Below are 20,943 nucleotides of genomic sequence, written 5' to 3' on the forward strand. Positions count from 1 at the left end.
GACCCGGGCCTCCCCGGACTTCCCGCCGTGTCCTGGGGCTCCGCCCCAGTCCCCGCGCCTCAAACGCCGGCGGGGCTGGGGGTGTCCCCGCGCCTCAAGCGTCGGCGGGGCCCGGAGGCGGTTACGTGCGCAGCAGGCGGGCGATGGCCTTCGTGGCCTCTTCCACCTTGGCGTCGATCTCCGTGCCGCCCTTGACCGCCGCGTCCGCCACGCAGTGGCGCAGGTGCTCCTCCAGGAGCTGGAGCGCGAAGGACTGGAGGGCCTTCGTGCTCGCGGAGACCTGGGTGAGTATGTCGATGCAGTACACGTCCTCGTCCACGAGCCGCTGGAGGCCGCGGATCTGGCCCTCGATCCGGCGCAGGCGCTTGAGGTGCTCTGCCTTCTGGTCGTGGTAACCGTGGACGGCTCCGGAACCCTCGGCCTCGATGGTCGTCATCACTTCTCCCGTGGTGGTCCGCGCATACCCCTCGTGGGTATAGGATACCGGGCTCCCGTCGAACGGACAGGGGTCCGTGGTCCTCACTCTGCCTGATGGAGGACACTGGGGAACCGCCGGTTAGCCGTGGCCGGGGGATGCGCCTAGCATCAGCCTGACCGAATCCAATGCAGCCCGAGGACCTCACGTGCGATTTCGTCTGACCCCCAGGGAGACGAGCTTCTACGACATGTTCGCCGCATCCGCGGACAACATCGTCACGGGCTCCAAGCTCCTGATGGAACTGCTCGGAGCGGATGCTTCCGCCCGGGCCGAGATCGCGGAGCGGATGCGGGCAGCGGAACACGCGGGGGACGACGCGACCCACGCGATCTTCCACCAGCTGAACTCCTCCTTCATCACGCCGTTCGACCGCGAGGACATCTACAGCCTGGCCTCGTCGCTCGACGACATCATGGACTTCATGGAGGAGGCGGTCGACCTGGTCGTCCTCTACAACGTGGAGGAGCTCCCCAAGGGCGTCGAGCAGCAGATCGAGGTGCTGGCGCGGGCGGCGGAGCTGACCGCCGAGGCGATGCCGCACCTGCGGACGATGGACAACCTCACCGAGTACTGGATCGAGGTCAACCGCCTTGAGAACCAGGCCGACCAGATCCACCGCAAGCTGCTCGCCCAGCTCTTCAACGGCAAGTACGACGCCATCGAGGTGCTGAAGCTGAAGCAGATCGTCGACGTGCTCGAAGAGGCGGCCGACGCGTTCGAGCACGTCGCGAACACGGTGGAGACCATCGCGGTCAAGGAGTCCTGAACCTCGTGGACACCTTTGCCCTGGTCGTGACCATCGGTGTCGCGCTCGGCTTCACGTATACGAACGGCTTCCACGACTCGGCGAACGCCATTGCGACGTCCGTCTCCACGCGGGCGCTCACCCCGCGCGCGGCGCTCGCCATGGCCGCCGTGATGAACCTCGCCGGCGCCTTCCTGGGCAGCGGGGTGGCCAAGACGGTCAGCGAGGGCCTGATCGAGACGCCCACCGGCGCCACGGGCATGTGGATCCTCTTCGCGGCCCTGGCCGGTGCGATCGTCTGGAACCTGATCACCTGGTACTTCGGACTGCCCTCGTCCTCCTCGCACGCGCTGTTCGGCGGCATGGTGGGTGCGGCGCTGGCGGGCGGTACCGGGGTGATCTGGTCGGGTGTGATCGACAAGGTCATCATCCCGATGTTCGTCTCGCCGGTCGTCGGCCTGACCGCCGGGTACCTGGTCATGGTGGTCATCCTGTGGATGTTCCGCCGCTCCAACCCGCACAAGGCCAAGCACGGCTTCCGTATCGCGCAGACCGTGTCCGCGGCCGGCATGGCGCTGGGCCACGGCCTCCAGGACGCGCAGAAGACGATGGGCATCGTGGTGATGGCGCTGGTCATCGCCGACGTGCAGACCGCCGACGACCCGATCCCGGTCTGGGTCAAGATCGTGTGCGCGGTGATGCTGTCGCTGGGTACGTACGCGGGCGGCTGGCGCATCATGCGCACGCTCGGCCGCAAGATCATCGAGCTGGACCCGCCGCAGGGCTTCGCGGCGGAGACCACGGGTGCCTCGATCATGTTCGGCTCGGCGTACCTCTTCCACGCGCCGATCTCCACCACCCACGTGATCACCTCGGCGATCATGGGTGTGGGCGCGACCAAGCGCGTGAACGCGGTCCGCTGGGGCGTCGCCAAGAACATCGTGCTGGGCTGGTTCATCACGATGCCGGCCGCGGCGCTGGTCGCTGCGCTCTGCTTCTGGGTCGTGGACCTGGCGTTCGTCTAGCTGCGCCTGGCTTCCGGGTCGTGGACCCGGACGCAGTTTCGCCCCGCCGGATCCGTCCGGCGGGGCGAAACTGCGTCCGGGGGCCGTCTCAGCGGCTGAAGGACACGCCGGAGTAGCCGGACTTCGGCCCGGTCCGCGCCGGTGTTCTTCTGCGTGCCGTCGTTCGTGCCGTCCTCGTACGGGGAACCGACGAAGAGTTCGGCGTAACCGTCACCGTTGAGCGGAACGCAGGCGCACGACTTCCCCCCGGTGATGATGACGGGACGAGCAGTCCGTCCCGCCGTCATCACATCACGCGTGCCGGGCCGGGAACGAGAGCGGGCCGGCTCCCCCCACCCAGGGGGAGCCGGCCCTTTTTCTTTCTCTCGCCTTGCGGTGGCACCGCCATGCAGCACCGCAGGACGTCTGTGACCTCGGGGTTTAGCCGAAGCGGCCCGAGATGTAGTCCTCGGTGGCCTGGACGGACGGGTTCGAGAAGATCCGGTCCGTGTCGTCGAGCTCGATGAGCTTGCCCGGCTGGCCCACGGCGGCGAGGTTGAAGAAGGCGGTGCGGTCCGAGACGCGGGCCGCCTGCTGCATGTTGTGCGTCACGATGACGATCGTGAAGCGCTCCTTGAGCTCGCCGATCAGGTCCTCGATCGCGAGGGTGGAGATCGGGTCGAGGGCCGAGCACGGCTCGTCCATGAGCAGGACCTGCGGCTCGACCGCGATCGCGCGGGCGATGCACAGACGCTGCTGCTGGCCGCCGGAGAGGCCGGAGCCCGGCTTGTTCAGGCGGTCCTTGACCTCGTTCCAGAGGTTGGCGCCCTTGAGGGACCGCTCCACGATGTCCGTGAGCTCGGACTTCTTGTACTTGCCGTTCAGGCGCAGGCCCGCCGCCACGTTGTCGAAGATCGACATGGTGGGGAACGGGTTGGGGCGCTGGAAGACCATGCCGACGGTGCGGCGGACCGCGACCGGGTCCACGCCCGTGCCGTACAGGTTCTCGTCGTCCAGGAGGACCTTGCCCTCGACGCGGCCGCCGGGGGTGACCTCGTGCATGCGGTTGAGGGTGCGCAGGAAGGTGGACTTGCCGCAGCCGGACGGGCCGATGAAGGCCGTCACGGAGCGGGGCTCCACGGTCATCGAGATGTCGTCGATGGCCTTGTGGGCGCCGTAGAAGGCGGACAGTCCGCTGACGTCGATTCGCTTAGCCATGAGGGGTCACTTCGCTTTCAGTAGTCGCGTCAGCGACCGGTCTTCGGGGCCTTCCAGCGGGCGATGCCGCGGGCCACCAGATTGAGGATCATGACGAAGGCGATCAGGACGAGCGCTGCGGCCCAGGCCCGGTCGTAGGAGGCTTCACTACCGACCTTGTACTGCTCCCAGATGTAGAGGGGGAGCGAGGACTGGGCGCCTTCGAAGGGGTTGCCGTTGATCAGCTGGGTACCGAAGACCAGCAGCATGATCGGGGCGGTCTCGCCCGCGATGCGTGCCACGGCCAGCATGACGCCGGTGGCGATACCGCCGATGGCGGTGGGGAGCACGACCTTGAGGATCACGCGCCACTTCGGCACACCGAGGGCCAGGGCGGCCTCGCGCAGCTCGTTCGGGACGAGCTTGAGCATCTCCTCGGTGGAGCGGACCACGACGGGCATCATCAGGATCGACAGGGCCATGGCGCCGGCGAAGCCGGAGGGGCCGAAGCCGAGCATCAGGTTCCAGGTCGTCAGGATGAACAGGCCCGCGACGATGGAGGGGATGCCGGTCATGACGTCGACGAAGAAGGTGACGGCCTTGGCGAGCGAACCCTTGCCGTACTCGACGAGGTAGACGGCGGTCAGCAGGCCGATCGGCGCCGCGATCAGGGTGGCCAGGGCGACCTGCTCGATGGTGCCGAGCAGCGCGTGGTAGACGCCGCCGCCCTCGTCGAAGCTGGTCACGCCGTTCATGGAGTGCGTGAGGAAGTTCGCGCTGAGCAGTTCGAGGCCGCGGCTGACGGTGGTCCACATCAGCGAGAGCAGCGGGATCACGGCGAGGACGAAGCAGACCCACATGACGGAGGTCGCGACGCGGTCCTTGGCCTGGCGGCGGTTCTCGACCACTGCGCTGGCGGTGTACGTGATGACGATGAACAGCAGGGCCGCGAGCAGACCCCACTGGATCTTGCTGCCGAGGTCGAAGGCGATGCCGATGCCGCAGCCGAGCGCGGTCGAGAGGGCCGCGATGCCGGCCGGGGCCCAGCGGGGCAGGCCGCCGCGGGTGAGGCTGCTGGCGGGCGCGGACCGGGGGGCCCGGGCGGGGCGCTGGTCCTGGATTGCGTGGCTCATCAGGCGTTCGCCCCCGAGAAGTCCTTGCGGCGAGCGATGATCAGGCGAGCTGCACCGTTGACCAGCAGGGTGAGCAGGAAGAGGACCAGACCCGAGGCGATCAGCGCGTCACGGCCGAACTCGTTGGCCTCGTCGAACTTCGCGGCGATGTTCTGAGCGAAGGTGCCGCCGCCGGGGTTCAGGACGTGGAAGGAGATCAGGAAGCTCGGGGAGAGGACGGTCGCGACGGCCATGGTCTCGCCGAGCGCGCGGCCGAGACCGAGCATCGAGGCGGAGATGACGCCGGAGCGGCCGAAGGGCAGCACCGACATGCGGATGACCTCCCAGCGGGTCGCGCCGAGGGCCAGGGCGGCCTCCTCGTTCATGCGCGGGACCTGGAGGAAGACTTCGCGGCTGACGCTGGTCACGATCGGCAGGATCATGATCGCGAGCAGGATGCCGACGGTGAAGAGGGAGCGGGCGACGCCGACCTGGGTCTTGTCGAAGACGTAGGTCCAGCCGAAGAACTCGTCGAGCCAGAGGTTCAGGCCGTTCAGCTGCGGCACCAGGAAGAGGGCGCCCCAGATGCCGTAGATGATCGACGGCACGGCGGCCAGCAGGTCGACCACGTACGCGATCGGCGCGGCCAGCTTGCGCGGCGCGTAGTGCGAGATGAACAGGGCGATGCCGACGGCGATCGGAACCGCGATGGCCATCGCGATGATCGAGCTGACGACGGTGCCGAAGAGCAGGACGGCGATGCCGAAGACGGGCGGGTTGGCCGACGCGTTCCAGTCGAAGGTGGTGAGGAAGTTCCCCTCGTTCTTCGACAGGGCGATCGAGGCGCGGTAGGTGAGGAAGGCGGCGATCGACGCCATGATCACCAGGAGCAGGATGCCGGAGCCCTTGGAGAGCCCGGCGAAGATCTTGTCACCGGCGCGGCCGGTGGACTTGCTCTTGGAGATGACGGGCGGAGCCGTGTCTATCTGGGTGGGTGTGAAAGCCATGGTCTTTCCGGTCTGTGTGGGGGGCAGGCCCCCTGGCGGCGGTGCACCGGATTCCCCCGGGTGAAGGGGAAGGGTCCCGGGTCCGGTCCGCCCCGGACGGGGGGTGGACCGGACCTCGGGGTCAGGAATCAGCCGAGGCTGTTGATGACTTCGCGGACCTTGGCGTTGATCTCGGCCGGGATCGGCGCGTAGCCGTTCTCGAGGAGGACCTTCTGGCCCGCGTCCGAGGCGGTGTAGTTGAGGAAGGACTTCACGGTCGGCAGGGTCTCCGCCTTGTTGCCCTTGTCGCAGACGACCTCGTAGGTGACGAGGGTCAGCGGGTAGGCGCCCTCGGCCTTGGTGGTGTAGTCGAGCTTCAGGGCCAGGTCGGAGCCGGTGCCGGAGATCTTGGCGGCGGCGATGGCCTTGGAGGCGTTCTCACCGGAGGCCTTGACCGGGGCGGAGGCGCCGGTGTTCAGGTCGACGGTCTTGATGGTCTGGGCGCTCGCGAAGGAGAGCTCGAAGTAGCCGATCGCACCGTCGACCTGCTTGACCTGGGCGGCGACACCGGCGGAGCCGGAGGCGGCCTGGCCGCCCGGGGCGGCCCACTTCTTGGCCGGCTCGTAGGTCCACGCGTCGGGGGCGGCGGCCTTCAGGTACTTGGTGAGGTTCTCGGTGGTGCCCGAGTCGTCGGAGCGGTGGAAGGCCTGGATGGCGGTGGCGGGAAGCGTGACCCCGGGGTTCAGCTTCTTGATCGCCTCGTCGTCCCACTTCTTGATCTTGTCGTTGAAGATGTTGGCGATCGTGGCGGCGTCGAGGTTCAGCTTGTCCACGCCGGCGACGTTGAAGCCGAGGGCGATCGGGCCGCCGACCATCGGGAGGTCGATGCCCTGACCACCGGTGCAGACCTTCTTGGACTCCTCGACCTGCTCCGGCTTCAGCGCCGAGTCGGAGCCGGCGAAGCCGACGGTGCCCTGGTTGAACGCGACGATGCCCTCACCGGAGGAGGAGGACTTGTAGTTCACCTCGACGCCCGAGCAGGCGGCCATGTAGTTCTTGATCCACAGCTCGACCGCGTTCTTCTGGGCAGAGGAACCGGAAGCCAGGAGCTTGCCCTTGGCGCCGTCGCACTTGATGTCGCCGGCGGCGGGGGCGGAGGCCTTCGGGCTGCCTTCGGCCGTCTTGGTGTTGTCGTCCGAGCCGCACGCCGTGAGGACCAGGGCGCCGGACACGACGAGCGCCCCGAGGGCAGAGGCACGAAGCATGTTCTTGCGCTGAAGCTTCACTTTCGGGTGTTCCTTCCAGAAGCCGCCGGCCGCTTTCTGTATCGGGGCGGCGTGCGAAGAGGACTACGTCGGTTTGCCCGGGAGAGCCGCCGGTCCGACCTGCGACTCGCTCCTTGCACCACCGAAATTAGGCAGAACAGGTGAAGCAGCCGACCGAGGAGAGTGAACGGACGGTGAACCGTGGCGGACGGCCCGGTGCGTGCCGAGCGGTATGTACGCGGACGTAAGCATCCGTTATCCCTCCGTTACCGTGGCGTGATTGCGACGGGTTCCGGGAGCCAGATGGCCTGGAATTCCGCCCGGGCCGCCTCGACCTCATGGCGCTGGTCCGCGTGCAGCACGCCCAGGGCGTACGCCGTCGCCGGGGCGATGCGCGGGGTGCGGGCCGCGGTCGCCGAGGCCGCCGCGGCCTCGGCCGCGTCGCGGTGCCGGTCCAGGGCCTCGCCCGCCGCCGCCAGCCGGGCCACGTCCCCGCCCAGCGCCTCCCGTGCGTAGCGGTGGGTCCGCAGCAGACGGCGCACCTCGTGCCAGAGCCCGTCGTGGTCGCAGTCGTACGGGTGCGAGCGGTCGGCCGGGGGGAGCGCCGCGACCGCCGCCGCCAGGCGGTTTTCGGCCACCTCTGCCAGCGGGGCCAGGACCTCCGACACCCGGCCCCGGGCCGCGACCAGGTTCAGCGGGACCTCCGAGGCCAGCACCGCCACCGCGTCCGCCACCGCGTGGAAGCGGGAGGAGCCGAGGGCCTGCAGGGTGGCCGAGTGGGCGCGCGTACGGGCCAGGGTGAGCTGCCGCTCCAGCAGCGCGCCCGCCCGGGCCGAACCCACCGTGAGGGCGCCCGTGCCCCCGCCGGCGCGGGGGGCGGGCAGCTCCGCGGAGGAGGACCCCGACAGCCGGTGCAGCGCGTCCATCAGCCGGGTCAGCCGGGCCGCGTACGCGTGCTCGTCGGCCAGCGTCGTGGACAGCCACACCAGCTCGGTGCGCAGCCCGTCCGCCCAGGAGGACTCCGTCACCCCCCGGAAGGTGGCGAGCGAGCCGCTGATCCGGCGCGCGGCCCCCCGCAGGCCGCGCGCCGCCTCACTGCTCTCCCCGGAGTCGGACACGCCTGCTGCGCCTGCATCGTGCAGGCGCAGCGCGCGCAGGAAAGCCGTGGCTTGGGAAGTCAGGTAGACGCCGAGCACGTCACCTGCGGTCGGGTCATGGTTTGGCTGAGCCACGCCGGCGCCTCCGGGCGTCTATGAGCATCTCCTGTACGTGCCGCAGCGGCTGGCCCTCGGAGTCCGTGCTGTGCCGGGTCCATTCGCCGTCCGGGCCCAGGTGCCAGGAGGAGGTGAGGTCGGACATGCCGGTTTCCAGCATCCGGTCCAGTGCCGCGCGGTGGGCCGGGTCGGCGACCCTGACCAGTGCTTCGATTCGGCGGTCGAGATTGCGGTGCATCATGTCGGCGCTGCCGATCCACACCTCGGGCTCGCCGCCGTTGCCGAAGGCGAAGACCCGGGAGTGCTCCAGGAAGCGGCCGAGGATCGAGCGGACCCGGATGTTCTCCGAGAGCCCGGGGACCCCGGGGCGCACGGCGCAGATGCCGCGGACCCAGATGTCGACGGGCACGCCCGCCTGGGAGGCCCGGTAGAGCGAGTCGATGAGCGCCTCGTCGACGATCGAGTTCATCTTCATGCGCACGTAGGCGGGGCGGCCGAGCCGGTGCTGGGCGGCTTCCTTGTCGATGCGCGCTATCAGCCCGTCGCGCAGCGAGCGCGGGGCCACCATCAGCCGGCGGTAGGTCTCGCGCCGCGAGTAGCCCGACAGCCGGTTGAACAGGTCGGAGAGGTCCGCGCCGACCTGCGGATCGGCGGTGAGCAGGCCGAGGTCCTCGTAGAGCCGGGCGGTCTTGGGGTGGTAGTTGCCGGTGCCCACGTGCGAGTAGCGGCGCAGCGTCTCGCCCTCCTGGCGCACGACGAGCGAGAGCTTGCAGTGGGTCTTGAGGCCGACCAGCCCGTAGACGACGTGGCAGCCGGACTCCTCCAGCTTGCGCGCCCACTTGATGTTGGCCTGCTCGTCGAAGCGGGCCTTGATCTCGACCAGTACGAGGACCTGCTTGCCGGCGTCCGCCGCGTCGATCAGCGCGTCCACGATCGGCGAGTCGCCGGAGGTGCGGTACAGCGTCTGCTTGATGGCGAGGACGTCCGGGTCGGCGGCGGCCTGCTCCAGGAAGGCCTGCACCGAGGTGGAGAAGGAGTCGTACGGGTGGTGCAGCAGGACGTCCCGCTCGCGCAGGGCGGCGAAGATGTCGGGCGCGGAGGCGGACTCGACCTCGGCGAGGTCCCGGTGGGTGCCGGCCACGAACTTCGGGAACTTCAGCTCCGGGATGTCCAGCGAGGCGATCCCGAAGAGCGCGGTCAGGTCCAGCGGCCCGGGCAGCGGGTACACCTCGGAGGCGTTGACCTTCAGCTCCTGCACCAGCAGGTCCAGGACGCCCGGGTCGATGGACTCCTCGACCTCCAGGCGCACGGGCGGGCCGAAGCGGCGCCGCATGAGTTCCTTCTCCAGGGCCTGGAGCAGGTTCTCCGCGTCGTCCTCCTCCACCTCGAGGTCCTCGTTGCGGGTCACCCGGAACATGTGGTGCGCGAGCACCTCCATGCCGGGGAACAGCTCCTCCAGGTGCGCGGCGATGACGTCCTCCAGCGGGACGTAGCGCTGCGGCGAGGCCTCCAGGAAGCGGGAGAGGATCGGCGGGACCTTGACCCGGGCGAAGTGGCGGTGGCCGCTCACGGGGTTGCGTACGACGACGGCCAGGTTGAGGGAGAGGCCGGAGATGTACGGGAAGGGGTGCGCGGGGTCCACGGCCAGCGGGGTGAGCACCGGGAAGATCTGGTTCCGGAACAGCGTGAAGAGGCGGGCCTGCTCCTTCTCCGTGAGGTCGGGCCAGCGGATGAGGTGCACGCCCTCCTCGGCGAGGGCCGGGGCGATGTCCTGCTGGAAGCAGGCGGCGTGCCGGGCCATGAGCTCGCGCGAGCGGGTCCAGATCAGGTCCAGCACCTCGCGGGGCTGCAGGCCGGAGGCCGAACGGGTGGCGACACCCGTCGCGATACGCCGTTTGAGGCCGGCGACGCGGACCATGAAGAACTCGTCGAGGTTGCTCGCGAAGATCGCCAGGAAGTTCGCGCGCTCGAGGAGGGGCGTGGTGGGGTCCTCCGCGAGCTCGAGCACGCGCTCGTTGAAGGCGAGCCAGCTGCGCTCCCGGTCGAGGAACCGGCCAGGCGGGAGCTCGTTGCCGTCCTTGTCCTCGTACGCGTCCAGATCGGCGTCGAGGTCCGGATCGAGGCCCACGTGGGGCCGGTGCGCGGCTATGGACCCCAGCCGCGGCGGCGCGCTGAGCTGCGCCGCGGCGCTGGTGGTGGCGGTCTGAGACGGGTGCTGGGCGGGGACCTCGGTGGGGCCTGCGCTGGGCTTGTGGCTCATGACTCCATTCTTCCGCGCACGCGGTAGGACAGGCGCGTCGGAAGTGTCGGCCGTCAGTCGGAGTCGGGGCTGCCGGGGCTGCATTCACGGAGCGTCGCAAGCGTGTCTGAATGCGCGGTTAATGGCGTGTGGCTTCCCGGGTCCGGCTGGTGCACTTGCCGGTGTGGGGCGGGTTGCCGGGTGCGGGGCGCTGGGCCGGGCGGTTGGGGTGCGGCGCCGTTGCGCGAGCGGCCCCGGGCCGCGCCCGGGCTTTCGGGGCTCTGCCCCGGAGCCCGCGCCTCAAACGCCGGCGGGGCTGGATCTGCCCGGCGGAGCCGGTTCGGCCCCGCCGGGCAGGGGTCAGCTTTCCGTGCGGTACATCAGGTCCACCTCGTGGGTGGTGAAGCCCATGCCCTCGTAGACGCGGAGGGCCGCCGGGTTGTCGGCGTCCACGTAGAGCATCGCCGTCGGGAGGCCCTGGGCCGCCAGGTGGCGCAGGCCGATCGCGGTGAGGGCCTTGCCGAGGCCGCCGCCCTGGGCGCCCGGGCGGACGCCGAGTACGTAGACCTCGCCGAGCTTGTCCGCCGCGTGGACCTTCGTCCAGTGGAAACCGACGAGCTCGCCCTCGCGCTCGGCGAGGAAGAAGCCGTCCGCGTCGAACCAGGGCTGGGCGATCCGGTCGTTCAGGTCGCGCTGGGTCAGCGCGCCCTGCTCGGGGTGGTGGGCGAAGGCGGCCGCGTTCACCGCGAGCCAGGCGGCGTCGTCGGCGCCGGGTACGAAGGTCCGTACGGTCACCCCGGCGGGCAGGACCGGCTCGGGCAGCGGGTCGCCCTCGGCCAGGGGGCGGCGCAGCTGGCGCAGCTCGCGGAAGAGGGTCAGCCCGAGCACCTGCGCGAGGTGCCGGGCGGCGGACTTGCCGCCGTGCGCCCACACCCGGATCCGCTTGCCGGAGGCGGCCAGCAGGGCCGAGCCCAGCGCCCGTCCGTGTCCGCGGCCGCGCAGCGCGGGGTGGACGACGAGCTCGGCGGCCGGGGCCTCGACCGGGTCGGTGTCCTCCAGTTGCCCGTATCCGGCGAGCCGCCCGCCGTCGGTGAGCAGGAAGTGCCGGATCCCCTCGCGCGGGCCGCCGCGCAGCTGGAGCCGGCCCTGCTCGGACACGGCGGTGGTGCCGTCCGACCGGGCCGCGTCCTCGATCAGGGCGAGGACGGCTTCGGCCTGTTCCTCCGTCAGTTCGTCGAGGGTCTCAATCTGCCGTCCCGGCTCCAGGGCCGCTGTTGCGTCAGTCATGGCACGAGCGTAGGCCGTCCCGTTCGAGTCGGGGAGGATCAGCCCGCGTTGTCCGGCTCCGTACCTCAGGGAGCCGTCCTTCTCCTGCATGTAACCAGCTTGATACCGGTTACCCCCTGTCGTGCTACGCGCGTTGACAATAGGCTTCGGCGGACCTCCCAAGCAGTATCGCTGTCCACAAAGGGGATTAGATGTCAGCGACGCCACAACGGCACCGCCGAGCCCGCCGGTTGACCTTCACCGCCCTCGCCGTCACCGCCGGGGCCGGGGCCATGGTTGCCGCCGCCCTTCCGGCCGGAGCCGCGAGTGGTGGCGGTGCGTCCGCCAAGGCCCGCACCGTCGACGTTCAGCTGCTGTCGTTCAACGACTTCCACGGCACGCTGGAGCCCCCGCAGGGCTCTTCCGGCACCGTGACCGAGCGTCAGGCCGACGGCACCACCAAAGCCATACCCGCGGGCGGGGTCGAGTACCTCGCGACCAGCCTGCGCGAGGCCCGCAAGGGCCACGAGTACTCCGTCACGGCCGCGGCCGGTGACATGATCGGCGGCAGCCCGATGCTGTCGGGCATCTTCCACGACGAGCCGACCGTCGAGGCGCTCAACAAGCTCGACCTGGACGTCACCAGCGTCGGCAACCACGAGTTCGACGAGGGCAAGGCCGAGCTGCGCCGCATGGCGTACGGCGGCTGCCACCCGGTCGAGGGCTGCTTCGAGTACGGCAAGGAGTTCACGGGCTCCGAGTTCAAGTACCTCGCCGCGAACGTCACGGACGAGAAGACCAAGCGTCCGCTGCTGTCGCCCACCTTCATCTGGAAGAAGGGGGACGTGAAGATCGGTTTCATCGGCGTCACCCTGGAGGGCACTCCGGACGTCGTCACCGCCGAGGGCGTGAAGGGCCTGAAGTTCGGCGACGAGGTCGAGACGATCAACAAGTACGCCGCCGAGCTGAACCAGCAGGGCGTGAAGTCGATCGTCGCGCTGATCCACGAGGGCGGTCTGCCCGCGAGCGGCGCGTACAACTACGACTGCAACTCCCCGGGCGCCGGCGCCGGCATCTCGGGCGCGATCGTGGACATCGCCAAGAACGTGGACCCGAAGGTCGACGCCCTGGTCACCGGCCACACGCACCAGGCGTACAGCTGCAACATCCCCGACCCGGCGGGCAACCCGCGCACGGTGACCTCGGCGGCCTCCTACGGCCGGCTGTTCACGGACACCACCCTCACCTACGACCGGGCGACCAAGGACATCGTCCGCACCCCGGTCACCTCGCCCAAGCCGGTCAACAAGATCGTCTCCCGGGACCTGCCCAAGGCCCCGGACATGACCGAGCTGGTCGACCGCTGGAAGGCGCTGGCGGCCCCGATCGCCAACCGCCCGCAGGGCTACATCTCCGCCGACATCCCGGGCCGCGGCCTGGACGCGCCGGAGAAGCCGCTGGGTGACCTGATCGCCGACGCGCAGCTGGAGGCCCTGGCTCCGGCGGACAAGGGCGGCGCGCAGCTGGCCATCATGAACCCGGGCGGCATCCGCGCCGACCTCGCCTACAAGGCGGCGGGCGACGAGGGCGACGGCGTGGTGACGTACGGCGAGTCGTACACGGTCCAGCCGTTCAACAACCTGATGAACGTCGTGGACCTGACCGGCGCGCAGCTGATCACCGCGCTCCAGCAGCAGGTCACGGGCCCGGTCAACGGGGTCAACCCGAAGATCCTTCAGGTGTCGAAGGGCTTCACGTACACCCTCGACATGACGAAGACCGGTGCGGACCGGATCGTCGTCGACTCGGTCAAGCTGAACGGCGAGGCGATCGACCCCGCCAAGACCTACCGGGTCGCGATGAACGAGTTCCTCGCGGGCGGCGGTGACGGCTTCACCGTGCTGAAGGAGCACAAGAACAAGCTGAACGGTCCGGTGGACCTGGAGTGCTTCAACGCGTACCTGATGAAGTCGACGGCGGCGGCCCCGATCGCCCCGCCGGCGGCGAACCGGATCACGGTCATCAAGTAGTACCGGCAGTAGAGCGTCCCGAGGGGCGGTGGGCTTCGGCCCGCCGCCCCTCGGGCGTTTCACCTGCGCCAGAACAGGTGGTGCGTCACGGCGCCGGCCGGGCTGGGCACGACATCGAGGTGGTAGCGGTCCAGCAGCTCTTCGGGGTACTCCCACAGCCGTACCCCGGAGCCGAGCACCACCTCGTCGCAGACCGCGACGTGGAGGGTGTCGACGAGGCCGGCGTCGAGGAACTCCCGGACGGTGGTGACCCCGCCGCCGAGCCGGACGTCCTTGCCCTGCGCGGCCTCCCGCGCCTGTTCCAGGACGGTGGCCGGGTCGGCGTCGACGAAGTGGAACGTGGTGTCGGAGAGGGTGAACGAGGGGCGCACGTGGTGGGTCATGACGAACACCGGGGTGTGGAACGGGGGCTCGTCACCCCACCAGCCGCGCCAGTCGAGGTCCTTCCAGGGCCCGCGCTGCGGACCGAACTTGTTGCGGCCCATGATCTCGGCGCCGATGTTGTTCCTGAAGTCCCGCGTGAAGTAGTCGTCGAGGCCGCGGGTGCCCCCGGGGTCGGTGCGGTTCGGCCAGCTCGCCGTGGCGCCGGCCCAGGAGAACATCTCGCCGGGATCGGCGTGGCCGAAGGGCCTCTCCAGGCTCTGGCCCTCACCGGCACCGAATCCGTCGCCGGAGACGGTCAGGTTCTGGACCCTCAGTAGTTGGTTCATGCGTTTCCTCCCGCGCTGTCGACGTCGACAACAGGGGAGACTGCCCGGACCGGCCGGACTCATCGCTCCGGACGCGCCCGGTCGGTCACCCGGTCGGCGGACACCCCCTCGAGGCCCGCCAGGAACTTGCGCACCGCGTCGTAGAAGCCCTCGGGGTCCTGGAAGGGCACGAAGTGGTCGCCCTCCAGGGGCGTGTACGAGGTGTTCGGCCGCCGGGTGACCATCGCGGTGGCCACCTCCTGGGGGAGTGCCGCGCTGCGGGTGCCGTGGATGAGCAGGGCGGGGCAGGTGCTCGCGAGCCAGGCGTCCCAGTGGTCGCCGCGGCAGGCCTCGATCGAGTCGAGCTGGTCCTGCGGGTGGAACGGCAGCCGCCAGCCCGTCCCTCCCCCAGACTCCGTCCCGGGGGACCCCTCTGCGAGCGGGCGCAGCGCCTGCCCGACGATCTGGGCGCCCAGCGGTCCGGCGGCCTCCAGCAGCTCCTCGCGGGTGGGGGCGGTGTAGACCAGGCCGCGGAGGAAGGCGAACCAGTCGGACTCGGCGGGGTGGATCTGCACCGTGGCGTCCGTGTTGACGAGCGCGCAGACCCGGTCGGGGTGGGCGGCGGCCAGGTGGAGGGCGTTCAGCCCGCCCAGGCTGTAGCCGAGGACGGTGACGGGCTCCTGGAGGCCGAGGTGGTCGAGGAGGGCGACCGCGTCGGCGACGTATCCCTCGCGGCGGTAGTCGGGGGCCCGGTCGGAGTCGCCGTGGCCGCGCTGGTCGGGGGCGATGACCCGCCATTCCTCGCCGAGGGCCGCGGCGAGCCCGGTGAAGGCGGCGCCTTCGGACATGCCGCCGTGCAGGGCGAGCAGCGGGCGGCCGGTGCCGCCGAAGTCGGTGTAGGCGAGGGTGCGGTCGTCGATCTTCAGCTCGCTGCGCATGGTTCTTGCCTCCCGTGGGGACCGGTGGATCTTTCCGACGACCGAAGCCTGTCACCTCTTGGGCAAGCGCGCAATACGTTTGTCTTGCGCGCTTGCCCAAGAGGGAGGAGGGCGCGGCTACGATCCCGGTATGGGAAATCGCGAGGACCTGCTGGCCGGAGCCCGGCGCTGTCTGGAGGAGAAGGGGTATCTGCGCACGACCGTGCGCGATATCGCCACGGCTTCGAACGTGAGCATGGCTGCGATCGGCTACCACTTCGGATCCCGCGACGCCCTGCTCAACCAGGCGCTCTTCGACGCCATGGAGGAGTGGGCCGCCGGATCCGGCCGGCTCACCGGGCAGGGTGACACCGCCGCGGAGCGCTACGCCGACACCTGGGACCGCAAGATCCGGGACTTCGGCGAGATGCGCTGGCTGTGGACCGCCTCCGTCGAAGCCTTCGTGTACGCGCAGTCCCGGCCGGAACTGCTGGCGATCCTGGCCGAGGGGCAGCGCCGCAACCGGCGCATGGTGGCCGCCGTGCTGGCCGGAGTGCCCGAGGGGGAGGTCGCGGAGGAGGACGTACGGTCCCTCGGCTCGCTGCACATCGCGCTGCTCAGCGGGGTCATGGTGCAGTGCCTGACCGACCCGGAGCAGGCCCCGAACGGCCGTGAGCTGGCCCAGGGGCTGCGCCGGATGGCGGAGTTGCTGGAGCGCTAGGCCGTCTCTTCAGGATCGTGCGCGGGCTTGACCGGCAAGATCCGAAAGAGACGGCCTGGCCCTCACCCGGGATGCGGGAGGTTCGTACCCACGGGTAGTGGAATTGACGTGCGCACGCCATAATCGCCCCCACCACTGGGTCGGCGAAGGGGCGGGCATGGGCAGGGGACTGGACCGGCGGGCGTTTCTGGCCGGAGCACTGGCGACCGGCGCCGCCATCGGGCTCGGGACACCACCCGCCGCCGCGGCGGCCCTCGGCACCCAGGACTGGATGGCGGGACTGCCCGACTCCACCGCCCTGCAGCGCATGACCATCCCCGGCACGCACGATTCCGGCGCCACCAAGGGCGGCCTCTACGTCGCCTGCCAGAACACCTCGATCGCCCAGCAGCTCGACTCCGGCATCCGCTTCCTCGACGTCCGCTGCCGGGTCACGGGCGGCTCCTTCGCCATCCACCACGCGGCCTTCTTCCAGGACCTGATGTTCGGGGACGTCCTCGTCGCCTGCGGGAACTTCCTCGCCGCACACCCCTCCGAGACCGTCCTCATGCGGCTCAAGCAGGAGTACTCCACGGACAGCGACGCCACTTTCCGCGCCGTCTTCGACGACTACCTGGACAACCGCGGCTGGCGCCCGCTGTTCCGCATCGCCGACACCCTGCCCTCGCTCGGACAGGCCCGCGGCAAGGTGGTCCTGCTCGCCGACAACGGCGGCCTGCCGGGGCTGCGCTACGGCGACGGGAACGTCTTCGACATCCAGGACGACTGGAACGCCGAGCCCTTCGCCAAGCGCGGCAAGATCGAGAACCACTTCCGCAAGGCCGTCCAGCAGCCCGGCAGGCTCTTCGTGAACTACACCAGCACCTCGGCCTACATGCCGCCGCGCTGGAACTCCGACCGGCTGGGCCCGCAGGTGCACGCCTTCGTCGACGGCGGGGAGATGGCCGGCCGCACCGGGCTCGGGATCGTCCCGATGGACTTCCCGAACACCCGGTCCGGCCTGGTCGCCTCACTGATCCGGCACAACTGACGGCTCCACCGCGGGCGGCGGCGTCGGCGCCCCCGGGATGCGGAGCACCGCCTCCGTGCCCGGGCCGCCGTCAGCCGCCGCCCGCAGCTCGGCGCCGCCGCCCGCGCGGGCAGCCGTACGCGCCACGATCGACAGGCCGAGCCCGCTGCCGGGCAGGGCGCGCGCCGACTCCGAGCGCCAGAACCGCTCGAAGACGTGCGGGAGGTCCTCGGCCGGGATGCCGGGCCCGTGGTCCCGTACGGTCAGCTCGCCCGCCCGCAGCGTCACCTCGACCGCGCCGCCCGGCGGGCTGAACTTCACCGCGTTGTCCAGCAGGTTGACCACCGCGCGCTCCAGCGCGGCCGCCTCGCCCCGCACGTACCAGGGGTCCAGCGCGGAGGTGAACTCCAGCTCCGGACCGCGCAGCCGGGCCCGGGACAGCGCCGCCCCGGCGATCTCGTGCAGGGCCACGACCTGGAGCGGGCCGGGGGAGACGGCGTCCGGCCGGGACAGCTCCTGGAGGTCCCCGATCAGCGAGGCCAGCTCCGTCATCTGCGCCTTGACCGAGGCCAGCAGCTCCTTGCGGTCCTCGGGCGGGATCGCCCGGCCGGTCTCCTCGCTGCGCGCGAGCAGTTCGATGTTGGTGCGCAGCGAGGTGAGCGGGGTGCGCAGCTCGTGCCCGGCGTCCGCGATCAGCTGGGCCTGCCGCTCCTGGGAGGAGGCGAGGGCCGCCGTCATGGAGTTGAAGGACCGAGACAGGCGGGCGATCTCGTCGTCGCCCTCGTCGGGGATGCGGACGGTGAGGTCCTCGGTACGGGCGATGTGCTCGACGGCGCCGGTCAGTTCGTCGACGGGTCGCAGCCCCGTACGGGTCACCCACAGGCCGGCGGCGCCCGCGCCGACGACTCCGACGCCGGCCACCAGGAACAGCACCCAGGCCAGGGTGGACAGCGGCTTCTCGACGTCCGCGACGGGTTTGGCGATGGAGATCCCGAAGACCGGGGATCCGGGGTTGGTCCGCGCGGCGCGGGTGTAGACGCGCATCTCGACACCGTCGGCGGTCGTCACGTCGTGCAGGGCACTGGCGCGGTCGCCGCGGGCGATCTGCTTGTCCAGAGCGGTGACCGGGACCGTCGCCGGACCGCTCACCCAGCAGTGCCCGCCGTCGGCCGTCACGACCTGCACGGTCGCGTTGAGGTTTCCGGCGATGTCCTGGCCGTTCTGCGGGGCGGGCGGCCGGGCGATGCAGGCACCCTCACTGAAGGCCCGCAGCACCTGGGCGTTGGCCGACTCGTTCGCGGTCGTCAGGGAGTTGTCGAGCTGGTCCCGCAGCTGGGTCCGCACCATCACCCAGGACACGGCGGCGACGGCCGCGACGGCCAGCGCCACCGCGACCGCCACCAGCAGCGCGAGCCGCGAGCGCAGCGGCAGCCCGCGGAATCTGGCGGCCGGGCTCACTCGGGCCCGCTCTCGCCGGCGCGCAGTACGTAGCCCACCCCGCGCACGGTGTGGACCACACGGGGCTCGCCGCCGGCCTCGGTCTTGCGGCGCAGGTACATCACGTACACGTCCAGGGAGTTGGAACTGGGCTCGAAGTCGAAGCCCCACACGGTCTTGAGGATCTGCTCGCGGGTCAGGACCTGGCGCGGGTGCGCCAGGAACATCTCCAGCAGCGTGAACTCGGTGCGCGTCAGCTCCACCGCCCGCCCGCCCCGGGTGACCTCGCGGGTCGCGAGGTCCATGCGGAGGTCGCCGAAGGTCAGGCCGTCCTCGGGGGTGCCGGTACCGGGGCGCGGGGCGGCGTAGGAGCTGCGGCGCAGCAGGGCGCGGACGCGGGCGAAGAGCTCGTCGAGCTCGAACGGCTTGACCAGGTAGTCGTCGGCCCCCGCGTCGAGGCCGGTGACGCGGTCGCCGACGGTGTCCCGGGCGGTGAGCATCAGGATCGGGGTGACACTGCCCGAGGAGCGGAGCCGGCGGGCCGCCGTCAGACCGTCCATGCGGGGCATCTGGATGTCCAGGACCATCAGGTCGGGATCGTACGAGGCCGCCTTCTCGAGGGCGTCGAGCCCGTCGACCGCGGTCTGTACGTCGTACCCCTCGAAGGCGAGGCTGCGGCGCAGGGCTTCGCGTACGGCGGGCTCGTCGTCGACGACGAGGATCCGCGCTTCGCCTTCGGCGGGATTCATGTGTCCCCCAGGGTGGTGGTGTTCGGTGCGGGCCGGCGTCTCCCAGCCTCGCACGGCGACCTAGTAGGAGGTGCCGTAGCCGTTGGCGGGGGAGTTCCCGGTGTCGGAGGAGCCGTTGCCGCCCGGGCCGCCCTTGCGGAGGGAGTCCAGGTCCGCCTTGATCGTGTTGACCGGGATGGCGAACCCGAGGCCGACGCTGCCGGCGGTGGAGCTGCCGTTGGACGGGGAGTAGATCGCGGAGGGCATGCCCACGATCTCGCCGTTCATGTTGACGAGGGCGCCGCCGGAGTTGCCCGGGTTGAGGGAGGCGTCCGTCTGGATGGCCTTGTAGGTGGCCGTGTCCGAGCCGGTCCGGCCGTTGAACTGCTGGCCGCCGAAGGAGAACGGCCAGCCGTCGGTGCCCTGCTGGGGGGACTGGCGCTGCTCGGACTTGTCGACGGTGACCTCGCGGTTCAGCGCCGAGACGATGCCGCTGGTGACGGTGCCGGTGAGGCGGTCGGGGGAGCCGATGGCGACGACCTGGTCGCCGACCTTCACGTGGTCGGAGTTGCCGAGGGAGGCGGCCTTGAGGCCGCTCGCGCCCTGGAGCTTGATGAGGGCCAGGTCCTTGTCGGGGTCGGTGCCGACGATCTGGGCCTTGTACTTCTTGCCGTCGCTCATCGTCACCTGGACCTCGGAGGCTCCGGCGACGACGTGGTTGTTGGTGGCGATCTCGCCGTCGGAGGTGAGGACGATGCCGGAGCCGGTGCCCTGGCCGGAGCCCGTACGGGTGTCGATGCGGACCACGGAGGGGCTGACCTGCTCGGCGACGCCGGAGACGGTGCCGTTGCTGGACTGCGAGACGTTGGTGCCGTTCACGCCGCCGCCGGAGGAGCCCTTGACGGTCATCAGCTGCTGGACGGCGGCCGCGGTGCCACCGCCGACCACGGCCGCGGCGAGCGCGACGGCCGCCAGCAGCGCGACGGGCTTCTTGGCGCGGGGGGCCGGGGGCGCCGAGTGGGCGGGGCCGTGCGGGGCGGAACCCCAGGTGCCCCAGCCGCCGGAGCCCTCGGAGGCGGTGGCGGCGGGGACGGTCTCGCCCTGGATCACCGGGGGATGGGGCTGGTGCGCCTCGTGCCAGCCGGGGGCGGCGGGCGGGTAGGAGGGCGGCGGGGGGTAGGCCCCGGCGGCGGCCTCCTGCGTCAGCCGGTCACGTCCGCGCTCCCAGTCCTCGCCGAAGGGGGCGGGCTGGGCCGGGCGGTGTTCCTGGGGGTACTCGCCTTCGCGGCGGAAGCTCTCGGTCATGGCCATGACTCTGGCCGCCGTTGATGAGAGCTTCCTGAGTCCGGGCTGAGAAGCCCGACAGAACCGTGTATGCCCGAAATGAGGATGCTTCCCGGAGTCCCCGCCTTCCGCTATCTTGAACGTGTTCAGATGAACGTGTTCAAAACTGGGGGGCCGGTATGGACGGGAACGGGAAAGCACGTCGGAAGGTCGCGGACGAGTCGTGGACCTGGGCGGTGGCGGCTGCCTGGGCGGCGGTCGCGGTGTCACTCGTCCTCGCCGCTGTCACGGACTTCGAGTGGCTCGTTCTCGTCTTCCAGGTTCCGGTCGCCCTACCGCTGCTGATGCGCCGGACGCCGAAGACCTTCACCGTGGTCTGCCTGCTTCTGGGCATGGTCATGCTGCTCCCGGGTCTGCTCCTGGCCCTCTTCACGCTGCCCGTGTTCGTCATCGCGCCGCCGCTGCTGATCGTCGCGGCCTTCGCCGACCGCAGCAACCGGCCGCACCCGGCATGGCTGGCCGTGGCCCTGGCGGCGTCGCTGCCCGGGACGTGTTTTCTGCTGACGGGCTGACGGGCTGACGGGCTGACGGGCTGACGGGCTGACGGGCTGACGGGGTCCGC

At 70.5% G+C, this 20,943-nt stretch carries 20 protein-coding genes; 6 read left to right on the forward strand and 14 right to left on the reverse strand.

Annotation, left to right across the window (positions count from 1 at the left end):
- Positions 1-121 precede the first annotated feature (121 nt).
- Positions 122-436 (reverse strand): metal-sensitive transcriptional regulator, encoded by a 315-nt coding sequence (locus tag ACIGFK_RS32055; protein WP_376660441.1) that lies wholly within the window; start codon positions 434-436, stop codon positions 122-124.
- A 187-nt stretch (positions 437-623) separates the two neighbouring features.
- On the opposite strand from ACIGFK_RS32055, the gene ACIGFK_RS32060 reads away from it, so the two are divergent.
- Both ACIGFK_RS32060 and ACIGFK_RS32065 read left to right on the forward strand, forming a co-directional pair.
- Positions 624-1,244 carry a DUF47 domain-containing protein gene (locus tag ACIGFK_RS32060; protein WP_376660442.1) on the forward strand — a complete coding sequence of 207 codons (621 nt, stop codon included), beginning with the start codon at positions 624-626 and terminating at the stop codon, positions 1,242-1,244.
- Positions 1,245-1,249: 5 nt separating this feature from the next.
- Positions 1,250-2,248 (forward strand): anion permease, encoded by a 999-nt coding sequence (locus ACIGFK_RS32065; protein WP_376660443.1) that lies wholly within the window; start codon positions 1,250-1,252, stop codon positions 2,246-2,248.
- Here the strand turns inward: ACIGFK_RS32065 and ACIGFK_RS32070 are convergent.
- From ACIGFK_RS32070 to mshD, 8 genes are all read right to left on the reverse strand, one after another.
- On the reverse strand, positions 2,245-2,535 hold the full coding sequence (locus ACIGFK_RS32070; RefSeq protein WP_400054615.1) for an FG-GAP repeat protein: 291 nt from the start codon (positions 2,533-2,535) through the stop codon (positions 2,245-2,247). The two genes, ACIGFK_RS32065 and ACIGFK_RS32070, sit on opposite strands and share 4 nt — an antisense overlap.
- A 133-nt stretch (positions 2,536-2,668) precedes the next feature.
- A complete protein-coding gene (gene pstB / locus ACIGFK_RS32075) occupies positions 2,669-3,445 on the reverse strand; it encodes a phosphate ABC transporter ATP-binding protein PstB (protein ID WP_384590827.1) in 777 nt (258 codons plus the stop codon).
- Between the two features lie 29 nt (positions 3,446-3,474).
- Positions 3,475-4,557, reverse strand: a complete 1,083-nt coding sequence (gene pstA, locus ACIGFK_RS32080; RefSeq protein WP_400054617.1) for a phosphate ABC transporter permease PstA — start codon at positions 4,555-4,557, stop codon at positions 3,475-3,477.
- Positions 4,557-5,543 carry a phosphate ABC transporter permease subunit PstC gene (gene pstC / locus ACIGFK_RS32085; protein WP_376662207.1) on the reverse strand — a complete coding sequence of 329 codons (987 nt, stop codon included), beginning with the start codon at positions 5,541-5,543 and terminating at the stop codon, positions 4,557-4,559. The genes pstA and pstC overlap by 1 nt, the downstream gene beginning before the upstream one ends.
- Positions 5,544-5,671: 128 nt before the next feature.
- Entirely contained in the window at positions 5,672-6,808 is a 1,137-nt protein-coding gene (pstS, locus tag ACIGFK_RS32090; protein WP_376662206.1) for a phosphate ABC transporter substrate-binding protein PstS, read from the reverse strand.
- A gap of 245 nt (positions 6,809-7,053) precedes the next feature.
- On the reverse strand, positions 7,054-8,019 hold the full coding sequence (locus ACIGFK_RS32095) for a CHAD domain-containing protein (protein WP_400054619.1): 966 nt from the start codon (positions 8,017-8,019) through the stop codon (positions 7,054-7,056).
- Positions 8,000-10,261: an RNA degradosome polyphosphate kinase gene (locus ACIGFK_RS32100; protein ID WP_376661767.1), complete on the reverse strand. Its 2,262-nt coding sequence runs from the start codon at positions 10,259-10,261 to the stop codon at positions 8,000-8,002. Before ACIGFK_RS32100 ends, ACIGFK_RS32095 begins: the two co-directional genes overlap by 20 nt.
- A gap of 339 nt (positions 10,262-10,600) precedes the next feature.
- Positions 10,601-11,527, reverse strand: a complete 927-nt coding sequence (gene mshD / locus ACIGFK_RS32105; protein ID WP_376661768.1) for a mycothiol synthase — start codon at positions 11,525-11,527, stop codon at positions 10,601-10,603.
- 191 nt (positions 11,528-11,718) lie between these two features.
- On the opposite strand from mshD, the gene ACIGFK_RS32110 reads away from it, so the two are divergent.
- Positions 11,719-13,536, forward strand: a complete 1,818-nt coding sequence (locus tag ACIGFK_RS32110; protein ID WP_376661769.1) for a bifunctional metallophosphatase/5'-nucleotidase — start codon at positions 11,719-11,721, stop codon at positions 13,534-13,536.
- A 59-nt stretch (positions 13,537-13,595) separates the two neighbouring features.
- Here the strand turns inward: ACIGFK_RS32110 and ACIGFK_RS32115 are convergent, their stop codons facing one another.
- Both ACIGFK_RS32115 and ACIGFK_RS32120 read right to left on the reverse strand, forming a co-directional pair.
- Entirely contained in the window at positions 13,596-14,246 is a 651-nt protein-coding gene (locus ACIGFK_RS32115) for a dihydrofolate reductase family protein (RefSeq protein WP_386472592.1), read from the reverse strand.
- 59 nt (positions 14,247-14,305) lie between these two features.
- Positions 14,306-15,163, reverse strand: a complete 858-nt coding sequence (locus tag ACIGFK_RS32120) for an alpha/beta fold hydrolase (RefSeq protein WP_400054622.1) — start codon at positions 15,161-15,163, stop codon at positions 14,306-14,308.
- Positions 15,164-15,293: 130 nt separating this feature from the next.
- Between ACIGFK_RS32120 and ACIGFK_RS32125 the strand changes: the two genes are divergently transcribed.
- The gene (locus tag ACIGFK_RS32125) at positions 15,294-15,863 is read left to right on the forward strand and encodes a TetR/AcrR family transcriptional regulator (RefSeq protein ID WP_386472589.1); all 570 of its coding nucleotides are present in this window, start codon (positions 15,294-15,296) and stop codon (positions 15,861-15,863) included.
- Between the two features lie 157 nt (positions 15,864-16,020).
- Positions 16,021-16,893, forward strand: coding sequence for a phosphatidylinositol-specific phospholipase C (locus ACIGFK_RS32130; RefSeq protein WP_376661773.1), 873 nt, complete (start codon positions 16,021-16,023; stop codon positions 16,891-16,893).
- Here the strand turns inward: ACIGFK_RS32130 and ACIGFK_RS32135 are convergent.
- Genes ACIGFK_RS32135 through ACIGFK_RS32145 form a run of 3 tightly spaced genes read right to left on the reverse strand, consistent with a single transcriptional unit; the run spans position 16,873 to position 20,342 of the window.
- The gene (locus ACIGFK_RS32135; RefSeq protein WP_386472586.1) at positions 16,873-18,330 is read right to left on the reverse strand and encodes a sensor histidine kinase; all 1,458 of its coding nucleotides are present in this window, start codon (positions 18,328-18,330) and stop codon (positions 16,873-16,875) included. The two genes, ACIGFK_RS32130 and ACIGFK_RS32135, sit on opposite strands and share 21 nt — an antisense overlap.
- Positions 18,327-19,058 (reverse strand): response regulator transcription factor, encoded by a 732-nt coding sequence (locus ACIGFK_RS32140; protein WP_400054625.1) that lies wholly within the window; start codon positions 19,056-19,058, stop codon positions 18,327-18,329. The genes ACIGFK_RS32135 and ACIGFK_RS32140 overlap by 4 nt, the downstream gene beginning before the upstream one ends.
- A gap of 60 nt (positions 19,059-19,118) precedes the next feature.
- Complete coding sequence (locus tag ACIGFK_RS32145) at positions 19,119-20,342, reverse strand: S1C family serine protease (protein WP_400054627.1); 1,224 nt, start codon at positions 20,340-20,342, stop codon at positions 19,119-19,121.
- Between the two features lie 158 nt (positions 20,343-20,500).
- On the opposite strand from ACIGFK_RS32145, the gene ACIGFK_RS32150 reads away from it, so the two are divergent.
- Positions 20,501-20,893, forward strand: coding sequence for a hypothetical protein (locus ACIGFK_RS32150; protein ID WP_400054628.1), 393 nt, complete (start codon positions 20,501-20,503; stop codon positions 20,891-20,893).
- Positions 20,894-20,943 lie beyond the last annotated feature (50 nt).

It is taken from the genome of Streptomyces sp. NPDC085524 (assembly GCF_044541755.1).
Classification (GTDB): domain Bacteria; phylum Actinomycetota; class Actinomycetes; order Streptomycetales; family Streptomycetaceae; genus Streptomyces.

Coding starts and splice junctions, on each gene's coding strand:
- ACIGFK_RS32130 (WP_376661773.1), top strand. CDS start 16,021: ATGGGCAGGGGACTGGACCGGCGGGCGTTTCTGGCCGGAGCACTGGCG.
- ACIGFK_RS32120 (WP_400054622.1), bottom strand. CDS start 15,163: ATGCGCAGCGAGCTGAAGATCGACGACCGCACCCTCGCCTACACCGAC.
- mshD (WP_376661768.1), bottom strand. CDS start 11,527: ATGACTGACGCAACAGCGGCCCTGGAGCCGGGACGGCAGATTGAGACC.
- pstA (WP_400054617.1), bottom strand. CDS start 4,557: ATGAGCCACGCAATCCAGGACCAGCGCCCCGCCCGGGCCCCCCGGTCC.
- ACIGFK_RS32055 (WP_376660441.1), bottom strand. CDS start 436: ATGACGACCATCGAGGCCGAGGGTTCCGGAGCCGTCCACGGTTACCAC.
- ACIGFK_RS32115 (WP_386472592.1), bottom strand. CDS start 14,246: ATGAACCAACTACTGAGGGTCCAGAACCTGACCGTCTCCGGCGACGGA.
- ACIGFK_RS32100 (WP_376661767.1), bottom strand. CDS start 10,261: ATGAGCCACAAGCCCAGCGCAGGCCCCACCGAGGTCCCCGCCCAGCAC.
- ACIGFK_RS32145 (WP_400054627.1), bottom strand. CDS start 20,342: ATGACCGAGAGCTTCCGCCGCGAAGGCGAGTACCCCCAGGAACACCGC.
- ACIGFK_RS32125 (WP_386472589.1), top strand. CDS start 15,294: ATGGGAAATCGCGAGGACCTGCTGGCCGGAGCCCGGCGCTGTCTGGAG.
- ACIGFK_RS32150 (WP_400054628.1), top strand. CDS start 20,501: ATGGACGGGAACGGGAAAGCACGTCGGAAGGTCGCGGACGAGTCGTGG.
- pstB (WP_384590827.1), bottom strand. CDS start 3,445: ATGGCTAAGCGAATCGACGTCAGCGGACTGTCCGCCTTCTACGGCGCC.
- ACIGFK_RS32070 (WP_400054615.1), bottom strand. CDS start 2,535: ATGACGGCGGGACGGACTGCTCGTCCCGTCATCATCACCGGGGGGAAG.
- ACIGFK_RS32140 (WP_400054625.1), bottom strand. CDS start 19,058: ATGAATCCCGCCGAAGGCGAAGCGCGGATCCTCGTCGTCGACGACGAG.
- ACIGFK_RS32110 (WP_376661769.1), top strand. CDS start 11,719: ATGTCAGCGACGCCACAACGGCACCGCCGAGCCCGCCGGTTGACCTTC.
- pstC (WP_376662207.1), bottom strand. CDS start 5,543: ATGGCTTTCACACCCACCCAGATAGACACGGCTCCGCCCGTCATCTCC.